We start from the raw sequence: 21,027 nt of genomic DNA, 5'->3' as shown, positions 1-21,027 counted from the left end.
TTCTCCTTCCCCAGAGGTACCCACGCCATGACGCAGCCGCCCCAGCCGCCCCCCAACGAACCGCCGCAGGGCGGGTTCGGCGCACCGCAGGACCCGCCGCCCGGTGGTTTCGGCGCCCCGACACCGCCGCCCGCAGACCCATTCGGCAAACCGCCGGCCACCCCGCCGGCCACCCCGCCCCCGGGCGGCTACGGCACCCCGCCGCCCGCGGGCCCGCCCCAGCAGCAGCCCGGCTACGGCTACCCGCAGACGCCTCCGCAGGGTCAGCCGCCGCAGCCCGGCTACGGGTTCCCGCCCGGTCAGCCGCAGCAGCCCGGCTACGGCTACCCGCAGGGCCAGCCGCCGCAGCCCGGTTACGGCTACCCGCAGCAGGGCCAGCCGCCGCAGGGCTACGGGTACCCCACCGCCCCGATGCAGCAGCCGCCCCAGCCGCCGCAGAACGGGAACGGGCCGAAGAAGTTCTCCACCCAGGCACAGATCATCGTCGCCGCGGTGGTCGCCGTGGCGCTCATCGTCGGCGGCGGCCTCTGGTACGCCTCCAGCGGTGACGACGGCGGTGACAAGAAGGACGAGGCGTCCACCTCCGCCGGCACCGACGGCGGGAGCAAGGGCGGCGACGGCAAGGACGCCGGCGGCGGGAGCAAGGAGAAGGCCCCGGCCAACACCAAGGCCTCGGTCGCCTTCCAGCTGCCGCAGCCCAAGGTCACCGACGTCACCACGGTCGACGGCTCCTGGCTCACGGACAAGGCGTACGTCAAGACGGGCGTCAACGAGATCATCGGCTACGACCCGGCCAAGGGCACCAAGCTCTGGTCGATCCCGCTGCCCGGCCAGCTCTGCGCCGCCTCCCGGCACATGAGCAAGGACTTCAAGACGGCCATCGTCTTCGAGGCGGGCAAGCGGACCGCGGCGAAGAAGTACCAGCCCTGCGACCACGTGGGCGCCCTGGACCTCGCCACCGGCAAGCTCATGTGGAGCAAGTCGGTGACCGCCGCCACCGGCGGCGACGCCCCCGTCCGGTTCACCGAGGTCACCCTCAGCGGCACCACGGTCGCCGCGGCCGGCTCCGAGGGCGGCGCCGCGTTCGACCTGAACACCGGCGCCGAGCGCTGGAAGCCGAAGGTGAGCACCGACCGCTGCTACGACACCGGGTACGGCGGCGGCGACGCCCTCGCCGTGGTCCGCAAGTGCGGCTCGTACGACGACCCCCAGCTCACCATCCAGGCGCTGAACCCGACCACGGGCGCCCCGCTCTCCTCGTACAAGATGCCGCCCGGTGTCGAGTACGCGAGCATCGTCTCCACCAAGCCCCTGGTCGTCGCGGCCGACGTCGGCGACACCGCGGGTGACGGCAGCGGGATCTCCGACTTCTTCTCGATCGACGCCGCCACCGGCAAGCTGCTCGTCCGGATCCCGGCCGACGCCGAGAAGTACGCGGCCAACTGCAAGTCCACCGAGGTCGAGACCTGCCAGCAGCTCGCGGTCGGCAACAACCGGCTCTACCTGCCCACGGAGGAGCACGACGGCAGCGAGGACAACAGCGACACCAACGAGATCGTCTCCTTCGACCTGACCACCGGCAAGCAGACCGGCGACCGGGCCGACGCGGGCGACGACTACACGATGTTCCCGCTCCGCATGGACGGCGGCAACATCATCGCGTACAAGGAGCCCCCGTACGACAAGGGCGGCCAGATCGTCTCCATCGACGGCAGTACCTTCAAGCAGACCGTGCTGATGGAGAACCCGAGCGACGAGACGGTCCGGGACGCGGAGACCAGCTTCTCCCCGGAGTACGCCGAATACCGCTACAGCGGCGGCCGGTTGTACATCTCCGAGACGATGATCAGCAAGCCGAGTACGAGCTCGCTGGACGACAAGGAGTACCTCGTCGTCTCGTTCGGTACGAACTGACCCGACGTCAACACCGCACCCGGCCCTGCCGGTCGATCCGTCGACCGACAGGGCCGGGTGCTTTTGCGCCGTCAAGTGGGCCGGAACAACCCACGATTGGGTAATCCGCGCTCGTTCCAGGGGTCTTCTGCCGGCGAAGACGCACGCGGCGTCGAACATGCGTGTAACTTGCAGGCCCTAGACGGCCGGGGGCCGGTGCCGGTGTTACGGGGGTTTGCTCGATGGGCGTGCGGCTGATGGTGGTCGATGACCACCGACTGCTCGCCGAGGCGCTCGCCTCGGCGCTCAAACTACGGGGTCACCGGGTGCTCGCCGCCGCCGCTCCCACCGCCGGGGCGGCGGACCTGGTGGTGAGCCGGGCTCCGGAGGTCTGCCTGTTCGGCACCGCCGCACCCGCGGAGCCGGGCGCCTTCGAGCCGATCGCGCGGATCAGGCGCGAGCGCCCGCAGATCGCCGTGCTGGTGCTCGGTCCGGTGCCCAGCCCGCTGGGGATCGCGGCCGCCTTCGCCTCGGGCGCCGCCGGCTACGTACGTCACGACGAGCGCATCGAGGGCGTCGAGCGGGCGATCGTCAAGGCGCGGGCCGGTGAGGCGGCGATCGCGCCGCAACTGCTCCAGGGCGCCTTCGCGGAGCTGCTCAACCCGGCCGTCCAGCCGGACGACGAGGGGCAGCGGCTGCTCCAGCTGCTCACCCCGCGCGAGGTCGAGGTGCTGGTCAGGGTCGCGGAGGGGGAGGGCACCCGGCTGATCGCGGCCGGGATGCGGATCGCGCCGAGCACCGCCCGTACCCATGTGCAGCGGGTCCTGATGAAGCTGGGTGTCGGCTCCCGGCTGGAAGCGGCGGCGCTGGCCGCCCGCACCGGCCTGCTGGACCGGGCGGCCCGCACGCGGCAGGGGCCGGACCCCGTCGGCTGACGGTGTCCGGCCCCTGCCGGTGGTGCGGGCGCCCCCGCGCCTCAGCCTCTCAGCGCCTCAACTGTCGGGCGCGTCCGTGGTGTCCGGCGCGGCGGCCGGCGGCTGGGCCGGGCGCAGCTTCAGCCAGACCAGGAAGAACAGCCCGAGCACCAGCATGGCCAGTCCGGTCCACAGGTTGATGTGGACGCCCTCCGCCTTCTTCAGGTCGGCGTCGGACGGGCTGATCCCGGCGATGGTGACGATGACTCCGTAGACCACGAAGAGACCGCCGATGATCCGCCTGATGTCGAAGAGACGGGCCGCCGTGGCGGACTTCTGCTCCAGATCGGAGACTTCCTTGTGCATGTCGGACATGGTGAGTTGCTCCGATCAGAACGAGTAGGGGACGTAGCACAGGGCGGCGAGCACGATCGCGCCCCAGCCCAGCAGGGCCGGCCTGCGGTACCAGGCGTCGTCGCCCTCCGCGGGCGCCTCTTCGAGGCCCGGTGACTCGGTTCCGTATACGAGACCGGCCAGTTCGGCCTCCGGCTTGGGGGCGGTGAAGAGCGTGACGGCGACCATCACGACCGCGCCCGCGACGAACCCGACGATCGCGGAGACGAAGTTGGCGCCCTGGTCGCTCGGGATGTCGATGATGCCCTGCTTGTAGATGACGAAGTAGTTGACCATCGCGGCCGTGGTACCGGCCAGCAGGCCCCAGACACCGGACTTCATCGAGGCGCGCTTCCAGAACATCCCGATGATGAAGACGACGAAGAGCGGGACGTTGAAGAAGGAGAACAGCGTCTGGAGGTAGCTCATGATGTTGGAGAAGCTGGCGGCGATGAACGCCGTGCCGATGGAGGCCAGCACTCCGATCACCGTGATGCCCCGCCCGAAGCGCAGGTAGTACGCGTCCGACTGGTCCTTCTTCACGTACCGCGCCCAGATGTCCGTGGTGAACACGGTGTTGAACGAGGAGACGTTGGCGGCCATGCCCGCCATGAACGCGGCCAGCAGACCGGTGACCGCGATGCCGAGGACACCGTTGGGCAGCAGCTCGCGCATCAGCAGCGGGATCGCGTCGTTGTACGTGGTGCCGGAGCCCGCGGCGCCGATGTTCGGCACGATCACGGCGGCGACCAGGCCGGGGATCATCACCAGGAAGACGATGAACATCTTCGGGAACGCGGCGATCAGCGGGGTGCGCTGGGCGGCCGAGAGGTTCTTCGCGGACAGGGCGCGCTGCACCTCGGCGAAGTTCGTCGTCCAGTAGCCGAACGAGAGCACGAAGCCCAGGCCGAGCACGATCGTCAGCCAGTTGGCGCCGAGCGGGTTGGCGTCACCGATGCCGGTGCCGCCCCAGGCGCTCATGAAGTTCGAGCCGTGGCTCGACGTCAGCGAGTCGCTCAGCCCGTCCCAGCCACCGACGCGCTTGAGACCCAGGATGGTCAGCGGAATCAGCGCGGCGAGGATGACGAAGAACTGCAGTACCTCGTTGTAGATGGCGGAGGAGAGCCCGCCGATGGTGATGTAGATCAGGACGAAGAGGCCCGCGACGACGATCGCGACCCACTGCGGCCAGCCGAGGAGCGCCTCCACCACGATCGACAGGGCGTACAGGTTGACGCCCGCGATCAGGACCGCGGAGAAGGCGAAGAGTATGGAGCTCAGCAGGTGTGCCGACTTGTCGAAGCGGTGGAGCAGGAACTCCGGTACGGAGCGGACCTTCGACTTGTAGTAGAAGGGCATCATCACGAGGCCCAGGAAGACCATCGCGGGGATGGCGCCGATCCAGTACCAGTGGACGACCGCGACGCCGTACTGGGCGCCGGTCGCCGCCATGCCGAGGATCTCGGTGGCGCCGAGGTTGGCCGCCACGAAGGCCAGACCGGTCACCCACGCGGGCAGTGACCGTCCGGAGAGGAAGAAGTCGAGGCTCGTCTTCACGCTTCGCCGGGCGGCGAAGCCGATGCCGAGAACGACGGCGAAGTAGATCGCCAGGATCGTGTAATCGAGCCCGTTCGTGGGGAGCCGGAGCCCGGATGCCAGAGGGTGCATGGGGGGAACTCGCTTCGTTGCGTGTACTGAACCCGAAGGAAACTACGCCCTTGTGTTCAGAAAATGAACAGTTCCATTGAGCATCTTTGTTTGATTGTGATCGTATGGCCCGAAAACTCGGCCCTAATCCACGAGAACCCCGCGAGAGTCCAACAGATCCTGTCAGTTGGCTGTGCGAGATGCAGCTCACATCCGGCCGCACTTGGTTGGCCTGGACTCATTGACGCGCCTGTTGATTTGTGGTTCATTGTGTTGGGTTATGTTTGGGAGGAGTCTGGTGAAGAAGACGGTTACGACGCTCGCCGACGGCCGGGAGCTGCTCTATTTCGACAGCCGTGACGACGAGGTCCGGGATGCCGTCGACGGGCGCCCGCTCGACGCCGTGGCGACTTCCTCCGAGATCCGCCGGGACCCCCTGCTGGGGGACAGCGTCGCCGTCGCCTCGCACCGCCAGGGACGTCCGTACCACCCGCCGGCCGACGAGTGCCCGCTCTGCCCGTCCCAGGAGGGGCGGCTCAGCGAGATCCCCGACGACCACTACGACGTCGTCGTCTTCGAGAACCGCTTCCCCTCGCTGGCCGGTGACTCCGGCCGCTGCGAGGTCGTCTGCTTCACCTCCGACCACGACGCATCGTTCGCGGACCTCACGGAGGAGCAGGCCGGACTCGTGCTGGAGGCCTGGACCGACCGGACGGCCGAGTTCGCCGGGCTCGACCAGGTCAAGCAGGTGTTCTGCTTCGAGAACCGGGGCGCCGAGATCGGCGTGACGCTCGGCCACCCGCACGGGCAGATCTACGGGTACCCGTTCGTCACCCCGCGCACCGAGCTGATGCTCCGCTCGATGGAGGAGCACCGCGCGGAGACCGGCGGCAACCTCTTCGACGACATCGTCGCCCGCGAGATCGCCGACGGCGACCGGATCGTGCTCTCCGGCGAGCACTGGGTGGCGTTCGTCCCGTACGCGGCCCACTGGCCGTACGAGGTCCACCTCTACCCGCTCCGCCGCGTCCCCGACCTGCGGGAGCTCGATGACGCGGAGCGCACGGAGTTCGCACAGGTCTATCTGGAACTCTTGAGGCGGTTCGACCGGATATTCGGCCCCGACCACCCTCCGACGCCGTACATCTCGGCCTGGCACCAGGCACCGTTCGGCATCCCGGACCGGGAGGAGTTCGCTCTCCACCTTGAGCTCTTCACCGTGCGAAGGACCACCAGCAAGCTGAAGTTCCTCGCGGGTTCCGAATCCGGCATGAGTGTGTTCATCAACGATGTGCCGCCGGAGGCCGCGGCCGCGCGACTGCGAGAGGTAGCGAGCGAGTGAGCAAGTCCCCCAAGAAGTACCTGGTGACAGGCGGCGCGGGATACGTGGGCAGCGTGGTCGCCCAGCACCTGCTGGAGGCGGGCCACACCGTCACCGTCCTCGACGACCTCTCCACCGGATTCCGCGCGGGCGTCCCGGCCGGCGCCGAGTTCATCGAGGGCCGGATCCAGGACGCCGCGAAGTGGCTGGACCCCTCCTACGACGGGGTGCTGCACTTCGCCGCGTACTCCCAGGTCGGGGAGTCCGTCACCGACCCGGAGAAGTACTGGGTCAACAACGTCGGCGGCTCCACCGCGCTGCTCGCCGCCATGCGCGAGGCCGGGGTGCGCACCCTGGTCTTCTCCTCCACCGCCGCCACCTACGGCGAACCCGTCTCCAGCCCCATCACCGAGGCCGACCCCACGGCCCCGACCAGCCCGTACGGGGCCACCAAGCTCGCCGTCGACCACATGATCACCGGCGAGGCGGCCGCCCACGGGCTCGCCGCCGTCTCGCTGCGCTACTTCAACGTGGCCGGGGCCTACGGCGACTGCGGCGAGCGGCACAGCCCCGAGTCGCACCTGATCCCGCTGGTCCTCCAGGTGGCCCTGGGGCAGCGCGAGTCGATCTCGGTGTACGGCGACGACTACCCCACCCCCGACGGCACCTGCGTCCGCGACTACATCCACGTCGCGGACCTCGCCGAGGCGCACCTGCTCGCCCTGGACGCCGCCACCTCGGGCGAGCACCTGATCTGCAACCTCGGCAACGGCAACGGCTTCTCGGTCCGCGAGGTCATCGAGACGGTCCGCGAGGTCACCGGCCACCCGGTCCCCGAGACCGCGGCCCCGCGCCGCGGCGGCGACCCGGCCGTCCTCGTCGCCTCCGCCACCACCGCCAGGGAGCGCCTCGGCTGGCAGCCGTCCCGCGCGGACCTGGCCGGAATCGTCTCCGACGCCTGGACGTTCGCCCGCCGAGAGGAGCCCACCGCACCATGACCGACACCGCTGAGCCGACCGCCGCCCCCACCGAGCTGACCCGCTCTTTCACCGAGCTGTACGGGACCGCGCCCGAGGGAGTCTGGGCCGCCCCCGGCCGGGTCAACCTGATCGGTGAGTACACCGACTTCAACGACGGCTTCGTGATGCCGCTCGCGCTCCCGCACACCGCGCGGGCCGCCGTCGCCCGCCGCACCGACGGCGTCCTGCGGCTGCACTCCACCGATGTGCCGGGCGGCGTCGTCCAGCTCCGCGTGGACGAGCTGACCCCGAACGAGGGCCACGGCTGGGCCGCCTACCCGGCCGGTGTCGTCTGGGCGCTGCGCGAGGCCGGCCACCCGGTCACCGGCGCCGACATCCAGCTGACCTCCACCGTCCCCACCGGCGCCGGGCTCTCCTCGTCCGCCGCCCTCGAAGTGGTCACCGGTCTCGCCCTGAACGACCTGTTCGGGCTCGGGCTCAGCCACGCCGAGCTGGCGGTACTGGCCCAGCGCGCGGAGAACGCCTTCGTCGGCGTCCCCTGCGGGGTCATGGACCAGATGGCCTCCGCCTGCTGCACCGAGGGCCACGCCCTGCACCTGGACGCCCGCGACCTCACCCAGCGCCAGGTCCCCTTCGACCTGGCCGCCCACGGCCTCCAGCTCCTCGTCGTCGACACCCGCGTCAAGCACGCACTCGGCGACGGCGCCTACGCGGAACGCCGCGCGGCCTGCGAGGAGGGCGCCCGGCTGCTCGGTATCCGCACCCTGCGCGAGCTCCCGTACGAGGGCCTGGGCGCCGGGCTCGACACGCTGGCCGCCGCCGGTGCGGACGAGTCCGTCGTGCGCTGCGTGCGCCACGTGGTCAGCGACAACCAGCGCGTCGAGCAGGTCATCGCGCTGCTCGACGCGGGCGAGGTGCGCGCGGCGGGCCCGGTCCTCACGGCGGGCCACGTCTCGCTCCGGGACGATCTGCGGGTCTCCTGCGTGGAGCTGGACCTGGTGGTCGAGGCGGCGAACGCGGCCGGGGCGCTCGGTTCCCGGATGACCGGCGGCGGCTTCGGCGGCTCCGCGATCGTGCTCCTGGAGGAGGCGCAGGCGGACACGGTCACCAAGTCGGTTCTGGAGGCGTTCACTTCGGCCGGTTACGCGGCACCCCGGGTCTTCCCCGCCGTCCCGTCGGCGGGCGCCCGCCGGATCGCCTGACCGAGGACGGATTCGAGGACTACCCGCAGAGCCGCTTGGTGAGGGTGAACTCCGTTACGCCCGGCGGGTAGTCCTCGACCCGGCCCGTCACCTCGTAACCCCGCTCCCGATAGAAGTCCGGGGCCTGGAAGTCCCAGGTCTCCAGCCGGGAGCGGGTGCAGTCCCGGTCCGCGCGGGCCACCCGTTCCGCCTCGGCGAGCAGCCGCGAGCCGAGGCCGCGGCCCCGGTGTCCGGCGTCGACCCAGAGCATGTCCACATGGAGCCAGTGTGCCCAGGTGCGCCCGGTCAGCCCCGCGGCGACCTGCCCGTGGGCGTCCAGCGCCCATACCTCCAGCGGGAGTTCGCGTGCGGCGGGGCCGCCCCGGAGCGCCCGGATCTCCGGCGAAGCGGCGGTGTCGTCCTCACGGAGCCGTCTGCTCAGCAACTGACGACGTTCCCTGTCCACTTCTGTCTCAAGACGGAACATGCATCACACCCTAGGGTCACCCGGCTCCCCAGTTCCGCGAATCCCCTCCCGCTCCGGGCGGCCGCCCGTACGCTGATGCACAGCACCGGTGGGGGCCGGTGCTGATTCAGGGGTACGAGACAGCCGGGTGCGACATCCGGGTGGGGGTGGCGAGTCGGTGCACGGCGGCGGCCGTGGCACCGCGGTCCGTTCCCCGTTCCGGGTGCCGCACCCGTGCTGGTCCGTCGCTGACGGGGGGCGCACGCTACGGGGCGCCCCAGAACGCACAGCATGGGGGTGCCTGTGGTCCGTATCCGGGTTCTCGTGGTCGACGACCACCGTATTTTCGCCGAATCGCTCGCCGCGGCGCTCGCGGCCGAGCCCGACGTCGACGTCGCGGCGGCGGGCAGCGGCCCGGCCGCCCTGCGCTGCTTGGAGCGGGCCGCCGCGGAGGGGCGCGGCTACGACGTGATGCTGGTCGACGCCGAGCTGGGCATCCTGGCCCCGGCGGGCGGCAGCAGGGCCACCGGCCCGGTGGCGGTGCCCGACCGGCCGGCCGGAGGCGGGGCGCAGGCCGACGGCATCTCGCTGGTCGCCGGGGTCCGCGCGAACCGGCCCTCGGTGCGCACGGTGGTGCTCGCGGAGAAGGACGACCCGCGCCGGGCCGCGCTCGCGCTACAGGCCGGGGCCTGCGGCTGGGTCGCCAAGGACTGCTCGCTCCAACGCCTGCTCGCGGTCATCCGGGGGGTGCTGCGCGACGAGACGCATCTGCCTCCCGCGCTGCTCACCGGGGTGCTGCGGGAAATGCTGGCGGACCGCAAACACCGCAGCGAGAGCGAGCAGCTCGTCGAGTCGCTGACCCCGCGCGAACGCGAGGTGCTGCGCTGCATGGTGGCCGGGCTCGGCCGCAAGGCGGTGGCGGAGCGGCTGTTCCTCTCGCCGCACACGGTGCGTACCCATATGCAGAACGTGCTGGGCAAGCTGGGCGTGCACTCGACGCTGGCGGCGGTCGCGCTGGCCAGACGGGCGGGCGTGGGCCCGGTCGATCCGGAGGCGGCCCGGCCCGGCCCCGCCCTAGGGGATGTTGTCGAACGGGGCAGTCAACTGGCGTAGCAGACCGGCCAGTTCGCCGCGCTGTTGGCGGGAGAGTTCGCCCAGGATGGCGCGCTCCTGGGCGAGCAGCCCGGCCAGCGACTGGTCCGCCTTGTCACGGCCCTCCGCGGTGAGCCGGACCAGCACCCCCCGGCGGTCGCTCGGGTCGGGGAGCCGCTCGACGAGGTTCTTCTTGGTCAGCCGGTCGATGCGGTTGGTCATCGTGCCCGAGGTGACCAGGGTCTGGGTGAGCAGCTGGCCGGGGGAGAGCTGGTACGGGTCACCGGCGCGCCGCAACGACGTGAGGACGTCGAACTCCCACGGCTCCAGGCTGTGCTCGGAGAAGGCGATCCTGCGGGCCCGGTCGAGGTGGCGGGCCAGCCGGGAGACGCGACTGAGGACCTCAAGTGGTTCCACGTCGAGGTCGGGGCGCTCTCGGCGCCATGCAGCGACCAGTCGGTCTACCTCGTCCTCCATGTGGATCAGTGTAGAGGGTCTGTCGACATGAAGTCTCTTGAATTCGAGTCTCTTGGGATCGAGTGTCTTGACATCAAGATACTTTCGGGATGATCCTGGTCCCATGACCGCACCGATCTGGGATCCGCAGCAGTACCTGCGCCACGCGGACCACCGCGCCCGCCCCTTCCGCGATCTGCTGGCCCGCGTCCCTCCGCTCCCGGACGCCCCCGCCCCCCGGATCGCCGACCTCGGCTGCGGAGCCGGCAACGTCACCGCCCTGCTGGCCGAACGCTGGCCCGGCGCCCGGATCACCGGCTACGACAACTCACCCCAGATGCTGGAACGGGCCCGCGCCCACGCCACCGCACTGCTGGACTTCGCGGAGGCCGACGCCGCGACCTGGACCCCCGAAGAGCCCTACGGCCTCATCGTCTCCAACGCCCTGCTCCAGTGGGTGCCCCACCACGCAGAGCGCTTCCCCGACTGGCTGGACGGTCTCGCCCCCGGCGGCACCCTCGCCTTCCAGGTACCCGGCAACTTCGACCAGCCCAGCCACGTCCTGATGCGCGAACTGGCCGCCTCCCCGCGCTGGCGCTCCCGCCTCGGCGGCCTGCTGCGCCACGCCGACGCGGTGCTCAGCCCCGCCGGCTACCTGGACCGGCTCACCGGCCCCGGCCGTACCCCGGACGTCTGGGAGACCACTTACCTGCACCTGCTGCCCGGCGAGGACGCCGTCCTCGACTGGGTGAAGGGCACCGGCCTGCGCCCCGTCCTCACCGCCCTGGCCGATGACGAGGAGGCCCGGAGCGCCTTCCTCGCCGAATACCGCGACCTGCTGCGCACCGCGTACCCCGCGGGCCCGCACGGCACCGTCTTCCCGTTCCGCCGCATCTTCGCCGTCACCCACCGGGAGGAGTGAGGGCCCGGACACCGGAGCGCCCCGCCCCCCGAGGAACCGGGGGCGGGGCGCTCCGGTGCTGTGCTGCGGGCCCCGTCAGCTCCTGCGGTGGCCTATCAGCCGAGGCTTCGACTCCAGGTTCTCCAGCCCGTGCCACGCCAGATTCACCAGATGCGCCGCCACCTCGGCCTTCTTCGGCTTACGGGCGTTCACCCACCACTGCCCGGTCAGCGCCACCATGCCGACCAGCGCCTGCGCGTACAGCGGAGCCAGCTTCGGATCGAAGCCCCGGGCCTTGAACTCCAGCCCCAGGATGTCCTCCACCTGCGTGGCGATATCGCTGATGAGCGAGGCGAACGTGCCGGTCGACTGGGCGACCGGCGAATCACGCACCAGAATCCGGAACCCGTCCGTGTACGTCTCGATGTAGTCCAGCAGCGCGAACGCCGCCTGTTCCAGCAGCTCACGCGGGTGTCCGGCGGTGAGGGCGGTGTTCACCATCTCCAGGAGCTGGCGCATCTCCCGGTCCACCACCACCGCGTACAGCCCCTCCTTGCCGCCGAAGTGTTCGTAGACCACCGGCTTGGAGACCCCGGCGCGCGCCGCGATCTCCTCCACCGAAGTGCCCTCGAACCCCTTGTCGGCGAAGAGGGTGCGACCGATGTCCAACAGTTGCTCGCGGCGTTCCTTGCCCGTCATCCGCACCCGGCGGGCCCGCCGGGTGGAGGGTGTGCGGGATTTCTCGCTGCCTGTGCTTCCGTCGGTCGCCACATCGTCAATCATGCCGCGTCGGCCTCCGCCGGGTGGCGCCGGGACTCGATACGGGCGGAGTCGGGCCAGCGCACATCCGTCGCCCAGCCCAGTTTCTCGAACCAGCGGATCAGCCGGGCACTCGAATCGATCTGACCGCGCATCACACCGTGCCGCGCACTCGTGGGGTCCGCGTGGTGCAGGTTGTGCCAGGACTCACCGCACGAGAGGACCGCCAGCCACCACACGTTGCCGGACTTGTCACGGGACTTGAACGGGCGCTTGCCGACCGCGTGGCAGATCGAGTTGATCGACCACGTCACGTGGTGCAGCAGCGCGACCCGGACCAGGGAGCCCCAGAAGAACGCCGTCGCCGCCCCCCACCACGACATCGTGACCAGACCGCCGACCAGCGGCGGGATCGCCAGCGAGACGATCGTGAAGGACAGGAAGTGACGCGAGATCCCGCGGATCGCGGGGTCCCTGATCAGATCGGGGGCGTACTTCTGCTGCGACGTCCGCTCTTCGTCGAACATCCATGCGATGTGCGCCCACCACAGCCCCTTCATCAGGGCCGGCAGCGTCTCACCGAAACGCCACGGGGAATGCGGATCGCCCTCGGCGTCCGAGAAACGGTGATGCTTGCGGTGATCGGCCACCCAGCGCACCAGGGGACCCTCCACCGCGAGCGAACCGGCCACGGCCAGGGCGATACGGAGCGGACGCTTCGCCTTGAACGAGCCATGGGTGAAATAACGGTGGAAGCCGATCGTGATGCCGTGGCAGCCGATGAAGTACATCGCCACCAGCAGAACCAGATCGAGCCAGCTGACACCACGGCCCCAGGCCAGCGGCACCGCCGCGACCAGGGCCAGGAACGGCACGACGATGAACAGCAGAAGCGCGAACTGCTCGATCGACCGCTTGTTGTCCCCGCCGAGCGTGGCGGAGGGAGGACTGTCGGCCGCCGGAGCGGCCTCGATCACATCGGGGCTGGTCTTCATGGGGAGTCCCCTGTGGGTGAGAACGCGACGGAATGCGTGGGCTACGCATCCGTAACCTACGGCGTCGTAAGTATGGCAGTGCGGAGCCCCGCCACAAGAGGGAGCGGCCTACCCCGCACAGAGTGGCGTCATACGGGGTAGGGGACAGAACGCGTACCCCGAGGGCACCCGTCTTGAAGTGCGGACACCTGTCGGGGCGCGAACAGCACCCAAAGCACGGACACCTATCCTGGAGAGGTCGGACAGCGCGGTCCGCACTCTGCTTTCCCGGGGGTGGCGTGGCACCCGCTGCCAGCCGCGGGCCCCGGATCCCGTGCTCAACCACTGCAAGGAGCCGCACACTGTGAGCAGTGCCGACCAGACCCCTGCCGCCAGCCCCGAGCTGCGCGCCGACATCCGCCGCCTCGGTGACCTGCTGGGCGAGACCCTCGTACGCCAGGAGGGCCCAGAACTTCTCGACCTCGTCGAACGGGTCCGCGCCCTGACCCGCACCGACGGCGAGGCCGCGGCCGAACTCCTCGGCGACACGGACCTGGAGACCGCCGCACAGCTCGTGCGCGCCTTCTCCACCTACTTCCACCTCGCCAACGTGACCGAGCAGGTCCACCGCGCCCACGAGATGCGCGACCGGCGCGCCGCGGAGGGCGGCCTCCTCGCCCGCACCGCCGACCGGCTCAAGGACGCGGACCCCGAGCACCTGCGCGAGACCGTCAAGAACCTGAACGTACGGCCCGTCTTCACCGCGCACCCCACGGAGGCCGCGCGGCGCTCCGTACTCAACAAGCTCCGCCGCATCGCCGCACTCCTGGAAACCCCCGTCATCGAGGCCGACCGGCGCCGCCAGGACATCCGGCTCGCCGAGAACATCGACCTCATCTGGCAGACCGACGAACTCCGCGTCGTCCGCCCGGAGCCCGCCGACGAGGCCCGCAACGCCATCTACTACCTCGACGAACTCCACGCCAACGCCGTGGGCGACGTCCTGGAGGACCTGGCCGCCGAACTGGAGCGCGTCGGCGTCGAACTGCCCGCCGGCACCCGTCCCCTCACCTTCGGCACCTGGATCGGCGGCGACCGCGACGGCAACCCCAACGTGACGCCCGCCGTCACCTGGGACGTGTTGATCCTCCAGCACGAGCACGGCATCACCGACGCCCTCGAACTCGTCGACCAGCTGCGCGGACTCCTCTCCAACTCCATCCGCTACACCGGAGCCACCGACGAGCTCCTCACCTCCCTCCAGGCCGACCTGGAACGCCTCCCCGAGATCAGCCCCCGCTACAAGCGGCTGAACGCCGAGGAGCCCTACCGCCTCAAGGCCACCTGCATCCGGCAGAAGCTCGTCAACACCCGCGAGCGCCTCGCCTCCGGCACCCCGCACCGCCCCGGCTGCGACTACCTCGGCACCGCCGAGCTCATCGCCGACCTGGCCCTCATCCAGACCTCGCTGCGCGAGCACCGCGGCGGCATCGTCGCCGACGGCCGGATGGACCGCACCATCCGCACCCTCGCCGCCTTCGGCCTCCAGCTCGCCACCATGGACGTCCGCGAACACGCCGACGCCCACCACCACGCGCTCGGCCAGCTCTTCGACCGCCTCGGTGAGGAGTCCTGGCGCTACGCCGACATGCCGCGCGACTACCGGCAGAAGCTCCTCGCCAAGGAACTCCGCTCCCGCCGCCCGCTCGCCCCGACCCCGGCCCCGCTGGACGCCGCCGGAGAGAAGACCCTCGGCGTCTTCCACACCATCAGCCAGGCCTTCGAGCGCTTCGGCCCCGAAGTCATCGAGTCCTACATCATCTCGATGTGCCAGGGCGCCGACGACGTCTTCGCCGCCGCCGTCCTCGCCCGCGAAGCCGGCCTCCTCGACCTGCACGCCGGCTGGGCCAAGATCGGCATCGTCCCGCTCCTGGAGACCACCGACGAGCTCAAGGCCGCCGACGTCATCCTCGACGAGATGCTCGCCGACCCCTCCTACCGCCGCCTCGTATCGCTCCGCGGCGACGTCCAGGAGGTCATGCTCGGCTACTCCGACTCCTCCAAGTTCGGCGGCATCACCACCTCCCAGTGGGAGATCCACCGCGCCCAGCGCCGGCTCCGCGACGTCGCCCACCGCTACGGCGTACGCCTGCGCCTCTTCCACGGCCGCGGCGGCACCGTCGGCCGGGGCGGCGGCCCCTCGCACGACGCGATCCTCGCGCAGCCCTGGGGCACCCTGGAGGGCGAGATCAAGGTGACCGAGCAGGGCGAGGTCATCTCCGACAAGTACCTCATCCCCGCGCTCGCCCGCGAGAACCTGGAACTGACCGTCGCGGCCACCCTCCAGGCCTCCGCGCTGCACACCGCACCCCGCCAGTCCGACGAGGCCCTCGCCCGCTGGGACGCGGCCATGGACACCGTCTCCGACGCCGCCCACGCCGCCTACCGCAAGCTGGTCGAGGACCCCGACCTGCCGACGTACTTCGTCGCCTCCACCCCGGTGGACCAGCTCGCCGACCTGCACCTGGGCTCGCGGCCCTCCCGCCGCCCCGGCTCCGGCGTCTCGCTCGACGGACTGCGCGCCATCCCCTGGGTCTTCGGCTGGACCCAGTCCCGGCAGATCGTCCCCGGCTGGTACGGCGTCGGCTCAGGCCTCAAGGCCCTGCGCGAAGCCGGTCTCGACACCGTCCTCGAAGAGATGCACGAACACTGGCACTTCTTCCAGAACTTCCTCTCCAACGTCGAGATGACCCTCGCCAAGACCGACCTGCGCATCGCCCGCCACTACGTCGACACCCTCGTCCCCGACGAGCTCAAGCACGTCTTCGACGCCATCGAGGCCGAGCACGCACTGACCGTCAGCGAAGTCCTCAAGATCACCGGCAACACCGAACTGCTCGGCACCAGCCCGGTGCTCCAGCAGACCTTCGCCATCCGGGACGCCTACCTGGACCCGATCTCCTACCTCCAGGTATCCCTGCTGGCCCGCCAGCGCCAGGCCGCGGAACGCGGCGAGGAGCCCGACCCGCTGCTCGCCCGCGCCCTGCTGCTCACCGTCAACGGCGTAGCCGCAGGACTCCGCAACACCGGCTGATCAGAGCCACCGCGGGTGCGGTCCCGTCACAGGGCGAAGAACGTCGCCACCAGCAGGACCGCACCCGCGATCCCGGCACCCCACGCGATCCGGGGCAGCCGCATCCCACCACCGATCACCAGCGCCGCGAGCACCAGCGCACCGCCCAGCGGCACCCACGCGTGCAGCAGACCCGGCGTGCCCGTCCGCACCACCTCGAAGGTGCCCGGCTTCACGACGACGGGGAAGTGGTCCCCCTTCTTCGCCGCCACGGACTTGTCGACCGACACCCGCGACCGTCCGGACCCGCCGTCCGTGGGTACATACGGCCCCGTGCACACCTCGCTGCCGCACCCGGTGACCGTCATCGTGCCGTGCTCACGCCCCTTGGCCAGCACGATGTGCTGCGCCGAGTCCCAGGAGGCCAGCACACCCGCCACCAGCAACAACAGGACGACACAGCCGAGCGCGGCCGTGCGGCCGTGGTGCAGGGCACGTTGGGAGGAGCTGCGCTTCATGGGGGCCGATCCTTGGCCAGCGCCCCACGCCGGGTCAAGCCGTGGCTGAAAACAGCAGGGTTACCGGCAGGTATGTCGGGATTCGCCGCAGGGTTCTCCGCTGTCGCGGCTCAGGAGTTGTACGCGCTCTGCGCGCGCTCCAGACCCTCCGCCAACAGGCACTCCACCGAATCCGCCGCCCGGTCCACCAGGAAACCCAGCTCCTTGCGCTCCGTGGAGGAGAAGTCCTTCAGCACGAAATCGGCAACCTGCATCCGGCCGGGCGGACGCCCGATCCCGAACCGGATCCGGTGGTAGTCGGGCCCCATCGACTTCGTCATCGACTTCAGCCCGTTGTGACCGTTGTCGCCACCGCCCAGCTTCAGCCGCAGCGACCCGTAATCGATGTCCAGCTCGTCATGGACCGCCACCACATGGTCGAGCGGCACCTTGTAGAAGTCGCGCAACGCCGTCACCGGGCCACCCGACAGATTCATGTACGACATCGGCTTCGCCAGCACCACCCGGCGGCTCAGCGGCCCCGGCGGACCCACCCGGCCCTCCAGCACCTGCGCCTGGGCCTTCGGCGCCCGCTTGAACTTCCCGCCGATCCGCTCCGCGAGCAGATCGGCCACCATGAAGCCCACGTTGTGCCGGTTCGCCGCGTACTCGGGACCGGGATTGCCCAGGCCCACGATCAGCCAGGGGTCGGTGGCGTCGGACATCGCGCTGGGTCTCCTCGGGTACGGGCGGGCGGCGAAAGGGGAACGGGGCGGCGGTCCTCCTCGCGGAGATCCGCCACCCCGTCAGTCAAGCAGGTGCGGTGAGGCTCAGGCCTCGGCCGGAGCCTCCTCCGCGGGGGCCTCCTCGACCTGGGCGGAGACGACCTGGAGCACGACGGCGTCCTCGTCACCGGCCAGGACGGAACCCTTGGGCAGCGGGACGTCCTTGGCGAGGATCGAGTCACCGGCGTCAAGGCCCGCGATCGAGACCGTGACGGACTCGGGGATGTGGGTGGCCTCGGCCTCGACGAGCAGGGTGTTCTGCACGTACTCCAGCAGGTTGCCGCCCGGGGCCAGCTCGCCCTCGACGTGCACCGCGACCTCGACGTTGACCTTCTCGCCGCGCTTCACGGTCAGCAGGTCGACGTGCTCGATGTTGCCCTTGAGGGCGTTGCGCTGCACGGCCTTCGGGATGACCAGCGCGTCCTTGCCGTCGATCTCCAGACCGATCAGCACGTTGGCGGTGCGGAGCGCGAGCTGCAGCTCGTGGGCCGGCAGCGTGATGTGGACAGCCTCGGCGCCGTGGCCGTAGATGACGGCGGGGACGAGGTTGGCGCGACGGGTGCGGCGGGCGGCGCCCTTGCCGAACTCGGAACGGACCTCGGCGTTGAGCTTGATCTCGGCCATGACTGCACTCCTCGTAAGGTGACAAAAACTGCGGATGGTCACCCGGCCCACGACAGGCCTGCTACGAAGAGCGCGTCGATAACGGACCGCCGTACCTATGAGTACGGCCTCCCTCGCCGAGCAACTCGCTGAGTCTACCCGGCGGGGAGGCCGCACCCCAAAGTGGATCTTCTGTGACGCTTTCCCCCGGAGGGGAGGTGCCTACTGCTCCTCGAAGAGGCTCGTCACCGAACCGTCCTCGAAGACCTCGCGCACCGCGCGGGCGATCGTCGGCGCGATCGAGAGCACCGTGATCTTGTCGAGCTCCAGCTCACCCGGCGTCGGCAGGGTGTCCGTGAACACGAACTCGCTCACCTTCGAGTTCTTCAGCCGGTCCGCCGCCGGTCCGGAGAGCACACCGTGCGTCGCCGTCACTATGACGTCCTCCGCACCGTGCGCGAACAGCGCGTCCGCGGCGGCGCAGATCGTGCCACCGGTGTCGATCATGTCGTCGACCAGGACACAGACGCGGCCCTCGACGTTGCCCACGACCTCGTGGACGCTGACCTGGTTCGGCACGTCCTTGTCGCGGCGCTTGTGCACGATCGCCAGCGGGGCGTCCAGCCGGTCGCACCAGCGGTCCGCGACCCGGACCCGGCCCGCGTCCGGCGAGACGATCGTCAGCTTCGAGCGGTCGACCTTCGCACCGACGTAGTCGGCCAGGATCGGCAGCGCGAAGAGGTGGTCGACCGGACCGTCGAAGAAGCCCTGGATCTGGTCGGTGTGCAGGTCGACGGTGAGGATGCGGTCCGCACCCGCCGTCTTCATCAGGTCCGCGATCAGACGCGCCGAGATCGGCTCGCGGCCGCGGTGCTTCTTGTCCTGACGGGCGTAGCCGTAGAACGGCACGATCACCGTGATGGAGCGGGCCGACGCGCGCTTCAGCGCGTCCAGCATGATCAGCTGCTCCATGATCCACTTGTTGATCGGAGCCGTGTGGCTCTGGATCAGGAAGCAGTCGGCGCCGCGGGCGGACTCCTGGAAGCGGACGTAGATCTCACCGTTGGCGAAATCGAAGGCCTTCGTCGGCACGAGGCCCACACCCAGCTGGTGCGCAACCTCCTCGGCCAGCTCGGGGTGGGCGCGGCCGGAGAAGAACATCAGTTTCTTCTCGCCGGTCGTCTTGATCCCGGTCACAGCACAGTCTCCTCAGACGTGTTCCTGGCGCTGCACGCAGATGTCCCGATGTGCAACGAGCCAGCCGAAATGGGGTGAGCATCTATCACGGTACGCCGTGCGCGACGCACCTGATTCCGGTCAGCTTTCGCCGCCGGCCTCCTCCGACGCGGCCTGAGCCGCCTGTGCGGCCGCGCTGCCCGGACGCTTCCGGGCCACCCAACCCTCGATATTCCTTTGCTGGCCACGGGCCACGGCCAGCGAACCGGACGGCACGTCCTTCGTGATGACGGAGCCGGCCGCGGTGTAGACACCGTCCCCGACCGTGACAGGCGCCACAAACATATTGTCCGACCCGGTACGGCAGTGAGAGCCGATCGTCGTGTGGTGCTTGGCCACACCGTCGTAGTTCACGAACACGCTCGCGGCACCGATGTTGGTGTGATCACCGATCGTCGCGTCACCGACGTACGACAGGTGCGGAACCTTCGTGCCCTCACCGATCGTGGCGTTCTTCATCTCCACGTACGTACCGGCCTTCGCCTTCGCGCCCAGCCTGGTACCCGGCCGCAGATACGCGTACGGGCCGACCAGCGCACCCGCACCCACCTGCGCCCCGTCCGCCACGGTGTTGTCCACCCGGGCGCCCGCGTGCACGACGGTGTCCGTCAGCCGCGAGTTCGGGCCCACCTCGGCGTCCTCCCCGAGATGCGTCGCACCCAGCAGCTGCGTACCCGGGTGCACGATCGCGTCCCGCTCGTACGTCACCGTCACGTCGATCAGCGTCGACGCCGGGTCCACCACGGTCACCCCGGCGGTCATCGCCCGCTCCAGCAGCCGCTGGTTCAGCAGCCGGCGGGCCTCCGCCAGCTGGACCCGGTTGTTGATCCCGAGGATCTCCCGGTGGTCACCGGCGACCGAGGCGCCGACCCGGTGCCCCGCCTCACGCAGGATCGAGAGCACATCGGTGAGGTACTCCTCGCCCTGGCTGTTGTCCGTGCGCACCTTGCCGAGCGCGTCCGTGAGCAGCTGCCCGTCGAACGCGAACACCCCGGAGTTGATCTCCCGGATCGCGCGCTGCGCCTCTGTGGCGTCCTTGTGCTCGACGATCTCGGTGACCGCACCGGTCGCCGCGTCCCGGACGATCCGCCCGTACCCGGTGGAGTCGGGGACCTCGGCGCTGAGCACGGTGACCGCGTTGCCGTCGGCGGCATGGGTGGCGGCGAGCGCGGCGAGCGTCCCGCCGGACAGCAGCGGGGTGTCGCCGCAGACCACGATGACGGTGCCCTCGACGGTCCCGCCCAGCTCGTCGAGGCCGACGCGCACCGCGTTCCCGGTGCCCTTCTGCTCGGCCTGGTAGGCGGTGCGTACCTGGGCGTCCGCGGCGGTGAGGTGGGCGGTGACCTGCTCGCTCGCGTGGCCGACGACCACGACGAGGTGCTGGGGCGCCAGCTCGCGGGAGGCCGCGACGACATGTCCGACGAGCGAGCGCCCGGAGATCTCGTGCAGAACCTTGGGGGTCTTCGACTTCATGCGGGTGCCCTCACCCGCTGCGAGGACGACGACGGCTGCCGGGCGTTCGGAGCTCACGGATTGGCCCTTCGGCTTCGGGTGGTGGACATCCGCAGGATACCGGGGGGTGTTCGACCGGGCATGAGTGCGGGCCCCGACCGCTTGGGTCGGGGCCCGCTGTTTGGGCTCCCCCACCAGGACTTGAACCCGGACAAATAGCACCAAAAGCTACTGTGCTGCCAATTACACCATGGGGGATTAATGCCGACTGAACCGGACATTGGTCCAGGTCGGCCGGATCGGCACCCAACACTATGCCGTACCGAGCCCCTTCGACGCGACGATAAAGCCCGGCGCTTTCGGTCACGCGGATTCCGTCTCCGTTCGAACGCGCGACGTGCTGT

Annotated in this window: 19 protein-coding genes and 1 tRNA gene; 8 read left to right on the top strand and 12 right to left on the bottom strand. The window is 70.1% G+C overall.

Annotated elements, in window-relative coordinates; genetic code table 11:
* The first annotated feature begins 27 nt into the window (after positions 1-27).
* Together ACZ601_RS27020 and ACZ601_RS27015 are read left to right on the top strand one after the other, a co-directional pair.
* Positions 28-1,914 carry an outer membrane protein assembly factor BamB family protein gene (locus ACZ601_RS27020; protein ID WP_469542547.1) on the top strand — a complete coding sequence of 629 codons (1,887 nt, stop codon included), beginning with the start codon at positions 28-30 and terminating at the stop codon, positions 1,912-1,914.
* A gap of 221 nt (positions 1,915-2,135) precedes the next feature.
* Complete coding sequence (locus tag ACZ601_RS27015) at positions 2,136-2,828, top strand: response regulator transcription factor (protein ID WP_469542544.1); 693 nt, start codon at positions 2,136-2,138, stop codon at positions 2,826-2,828.
* Positions 2,829-2,885: 57 nt separating this feature from the next.
* On the opposite strand, the gene ACZ601_RS27010 is transcribed toward ACZ601_RS27015, so the two are convergent.
* Together ACZ601_RS27010 and ACZ601_RS27005 are read right to left on the bottom strand one after the other, a co-directional pair.
* A complete protein-coding gene (locus ACZ601_RS27010; protein WP_469542542.1) occupies positions 2,886-3,182 on the bottom strand; it encodes a hypothetical protein in 297 nt (98 codons plus the stop codon).
* Positions 3,183-3,197: 15 nt separating this feature from the next.
* Positions 3,198-4,868 carry a sodium:solute symporter family protein gene (locus ACZ601_RS27005; RefSeq protein ID WP_469542539.1) on the bottom strand — a complete coding sequence of 557 codons (1,671 nt, stop codon included), beginning with the start codon at positions 4,866-4,868 and terminating at the stop codon, positions 3,198-3,200.
* A 277-nt stretch (positions 4,869-5,145) separates the two neighbouring features.
* Here ACZ601_RS27005 and galT point away from each other — a divergent pair, with 277 nt between their 5' ends.
* The 3 genes from galT to galK are packed head-to-tail and all read left to right on the top strand — an operon-like array spanning position 5,146 to position 8,350.
* A complete protein-coding gene (gene galT / locus ACZ601_RS27000) occupies positions 5,146-6,189 on the top strand; it encodes a galactose-1-phosphate uridylyltransferase (protein ID WP_469542537.1) in 1,044 nt (347 codons plus the stop codon).
* Positions 6,186-7,166 carry a UDP-glucose 4-epimerase GalE gene (galE, locus tag ACZ601_RS26995; protein ID WP_469542534.1) on the top strand — a complete coding sequence of 327 codons (981 nt, stop codon included), beginning with the start codon at positions 6,186-6,188 and terminating at the stop codon, positions 7,164-7,166. Before galT ends, galE begins: the two co-directional genes overlap by 4 nt.
* The gene (galK, locus tag ACZ601_RS26990; RefSeq protein ID WP_469542532.1) at positions 7,163-8,350 is read left to right on the top strand and encodes a galactokinase; all 1,188 of its coding nucleotides are present in this window, start codon (positions 7,163-7,165) and stop codon (positions 8,348-8,350) included. The genes galE and galK overlap by 4 nt, the downstream gene beginning before the upstream one ends.
* A 19-nt stretch (positions 8,351-8,369) precedes the next feature.
* Here galK and ACZ601_RS26985 read toward each other — a convergent pair whose 3' ends face one another.
* Positions 8,370-8,816: a GNAT family N-acetyltransferase gene (locus ACZ601_RS26985; RefSeq protein ID WP_469542530.1), complete on the bottom strand. Its 447-nt coding sequence runs from the start codon at positions 8,814-8,816 to the stop codon at positions 8,370-8,372.
* A 270-nt stretch (positions 8,817-9,086) separates the two neighbouring features.
* Between ACZ601_RS26985 and ACZ601_RS26980 the strand changes: the two genes are divergently transcribed.
* The gene (locus tag ACZ601_RS26980) at positions 9,087-9,908 is read left to right on the top strand and encodes a LuxR C-terminal-related transcriptional regulator (RefSeq protein ID WP_469542528.1); all 822 of its coding nucleotides are present in this window, start codon (positions 9,087-9,089) and stop codon (positions 9,906-9,908) included.
* Here the strand turns inward: ACZ601_RS26980 and ACZ601_RS26975 are convergent.
* A complete protein-coding gene (locus ACZ601_RS26975; RefSeq protein ID WP_440577794.1) occupies positions 9,870-10,364 on the bottom strand; it encodes a MarR family winged helix-turn-helix transcriptional regulator in 495 nt (164 codons plus the stop codon). The genes ACZ601_RS26980 and ACZ601_RS26975 overlap by 39 nt on opposite strands.
* 103 nt (positions 10,365-10,467) lie before the next feature.
* On the opposite strand from ACZ601_RS26975, the gene ACZ601_RS26970 reads away from it, so the two are divergent.
* Positions 10,468-11,265 carry a trans-aconitate 2-methyltransferase gene (locus ACZ601_RS26970; protein WP_469542525.1) on the top strand — a complete coding sequence of 266 codons (798 nt, stop codon included), beginning with the start codon at positions 10,468-10,470 and terminating at the stop codon, positions 11,263-11,265.
* A gap of 75 nt (positions 11,266-11,340) precedes the next feature.
* On the opposite strand, the gene ACZ601_RS26965 is transcribed toward ACZ601_RS26970, so the two are convergent.
* The gene (locus ACZ601_RS26965) at positions 11,341-12,027 is read right to left on the bottom strand and encodes a TetR family transcriptional regulator (protein WP_440576744.1); all 687 of its coding nucleotides are present in this window, start codon (positions 12,025-12,027) and stop codon (positions 11,341-11,343) included.
* A complete protein-coding gene (locus ACZ601_RS26960) occupies positions 12,024-12,998 on the bottom strand; it encodes an acyl-CoA desaturase (RefSeq protein WP_440576745.1) in 975 nt (324 codons plus the stop codon). The genes ACZ601_RS26965 and ACZ601_RS26960 overlap by 4 nt, the downstream gene beginning before the upstream one ends.
* Positions 12,999-13,341: 343 nt before the next feature.
* Here ACZ601_RS26960 and ppc point away from each other — a divergent pair, with 343 nt between their 5' ends.
* Positions 13,342-16,071 carry a phosphoenolpyruvate carboxylase gene (gene ppc, locus ACZ601_RS26955; protein ID WP_469542522.1) on the top strand — a complete coding sequence of 910 codons (2,730 nt, stop codon included), beginning with the start codon at positions 13,342-13,344 and terminating at the stop codon, positions 16,069-16,071.
* A 26-nt stretch (positions 16,072-16,097) separates the two neighbouring features.
* On the opposite strand, the gene ACZ601_RS26950 is transcribed toward ppc, so the two are convergent.
* From ACZ601_RS26950 to ACZ601_RS26925, 6 genes are all read right to left on the bottom strand, one after another.
* Positions 16,098-16,568, bottom strand: a complete 471-nt coding sequence (locus tag ACZ601_RS26950; RefSeq protein WP_469542520.1) for a hypothetical protein — start codon at positions 16,566-16,568, stop codon at positions 16,098-16,100.
* A 110-nt stretch (positions 16,569-16,678) separates the two neighbouring features.
* Entirely contained in the window at positions 16,679-17,272 is a 594-nt protein-coding gene (pth, locus tag ACZ601_RS26945; protein ID WP_073738449.1) for an aminoacyl-tRNA hydrolase, read from the bottom strand.
* 105 nt (positions 17,273-17,377) lie between these two features.
* Entirely contained in the window at positions 17,378-17,956 is a 579-nt protein-coding gene (locus ACZ601_RS26940) for a 50S ribosomal protein L25/general stress protein Ctc (RefSeq protein ID WP_469542517.1), read from the bottom strand.
* Between the two features lie 201 nt (positions 17,957-18,157).
* Positions 18,158-19,132 (bottom strand): ribose-phosphate diphosphokinase, encoded by a 975-nt coding sequence (locus ACZ601_RS26935; protein ID WP_024490433.1) that lies wholly within the window; start codon positions 19,130-19,132, stop codon positions 18,158-18,160.
* A 120-nt stretch (positions 19,133-19,252) separates the two neighbouring features.
* Entirely contained in the window at positions 19,253-20,701 is a 1,449-nt protein-coding gene (gene glmU / locus ACZ601_RS26930; RefSeq protein ID WP_469542513.1) for a bifunctional UDP-N-acetylglucosamine diphosphorylase/glucosamine-1-phosphate N-acetyltransferase GlmU, read from the bottom strand.
* Between the two features lie 108 nt (positions 20,702-20,809).
* Positions 20,810-20,881: transfer RNA gene (locus tag ACZ601_RS26925), tRNA-Gln, on the bottom strand.
* Positions 20,882-21,027: the final 146 nt, after the last annotated feature.

This window comes from Streptomyces sp. NPDC104307 (assembly GCF_055584045.1).
The sequence above is the reverse complement of the archived record's forward strand: the minus strand, read 5'-3'. Positions and strand labels throughout refer to the sequence as shown.

Bases quoted from the DNA above. Each gene is read 5' to 3' on its own strand.
- ACZ601_RS26980 (WP_469542528.1), top strand. From the start codon at position 9,087: ATGGGGGTGCCTGTGGTCCGTATCCGGGTTCTCGTGGTCGACGACCAC.
- ACZ601_RS26940 (WP_469542517.1), bottom strand. From the start codon at position 17,956: ATGGCCGAGATCAAGCTCAACGCCGAGGTCCGTTCCGAGTTCGGCAAG.
- galK (WP_469542532.1), top strand. From the start codon at position 7,163: ATGACCGACACCGCTGAGCCGACCGCCGCCCCCACCGAGCTGACCCGC.
- ACZ601_RS26950 (WP_469542520.1), bottom strand. From the start codon at position 16,568: ATGAAGCGCAGCTCCTCCCAACGTGCCCTGCACCACGGCCGCACGGCC.
- ACZ601_RS27015 (WP_469542544.1), top strand. From the start codon at position 2,136: ATGGGCGTGCGGCTGATGGTGGTCGATGACCACCGACTGCTCGCCGAG.
- ACZ601_RS27010 (WP_469542542.1), bottom strand. From the start codon at position 3,182: ATGTCCGACATGCACAAGGAAGTCTCCGATCTGGAGCAGAAGTCCGCC.
- ACZ601_RS26965 (WP_440576744.1), bottom strand. From the start codon at position 12,027: ATGATTGACGATGTGGCGACCGACGGAAGCACAGGCAGCGAGAAATCC.
- ACZ601_RS27020 (WP_469542547.1), top strand. From the start codon at position 28: ATGACGCAGCCGCCCCAGCCGCCCCCCAACGAACCGCCGCAGGGCGGG.
- ACZ601_RS27005 (WP_469542539.1), bottom strand. From the start codon at position 4,868: ATGCACCCTCTGGCATCCGGGCTCCGGCTCCCCACGAACGGGCTCGAT.
- ACZ601_RS26960 (WP_440576745.1), bottom strand. From the start codon at position 12,998: ATGAAGACCAGCCCCGATGTGATCGAGGCCGCTCCGGCGGCCGACAGT.
- pth (WP_073738449.1), bottom strand. From the start codon at position 17,272: ATGTCCGACGCCACCGACCCCTGGCTGATCGTGGGCCTGGGCAATCCC.
- ACZ601_RS26985 (WP_469542530.1), bottom strand. From the start codon at position 8,816: ATGTTCCGTCTTGAGACAGAAGTGGACAGGGAACGTCGTCAGTTGCTG.
- ACZ601_RS26975 (WP_440577794.1), bottom strand. From the start codon at position 10,364: ATGGAGGACGAGGTAGACCGACTGGTCGCTGCATGGCGCCGAGAGCGC.
- ACZ601_RS26970 (WP_469542525.1), top strand. From the start codon at position 10,468: ATGACCGCACCGATCTGGGATCCGCAGCAGTACCTGCGCCACGCGGAC.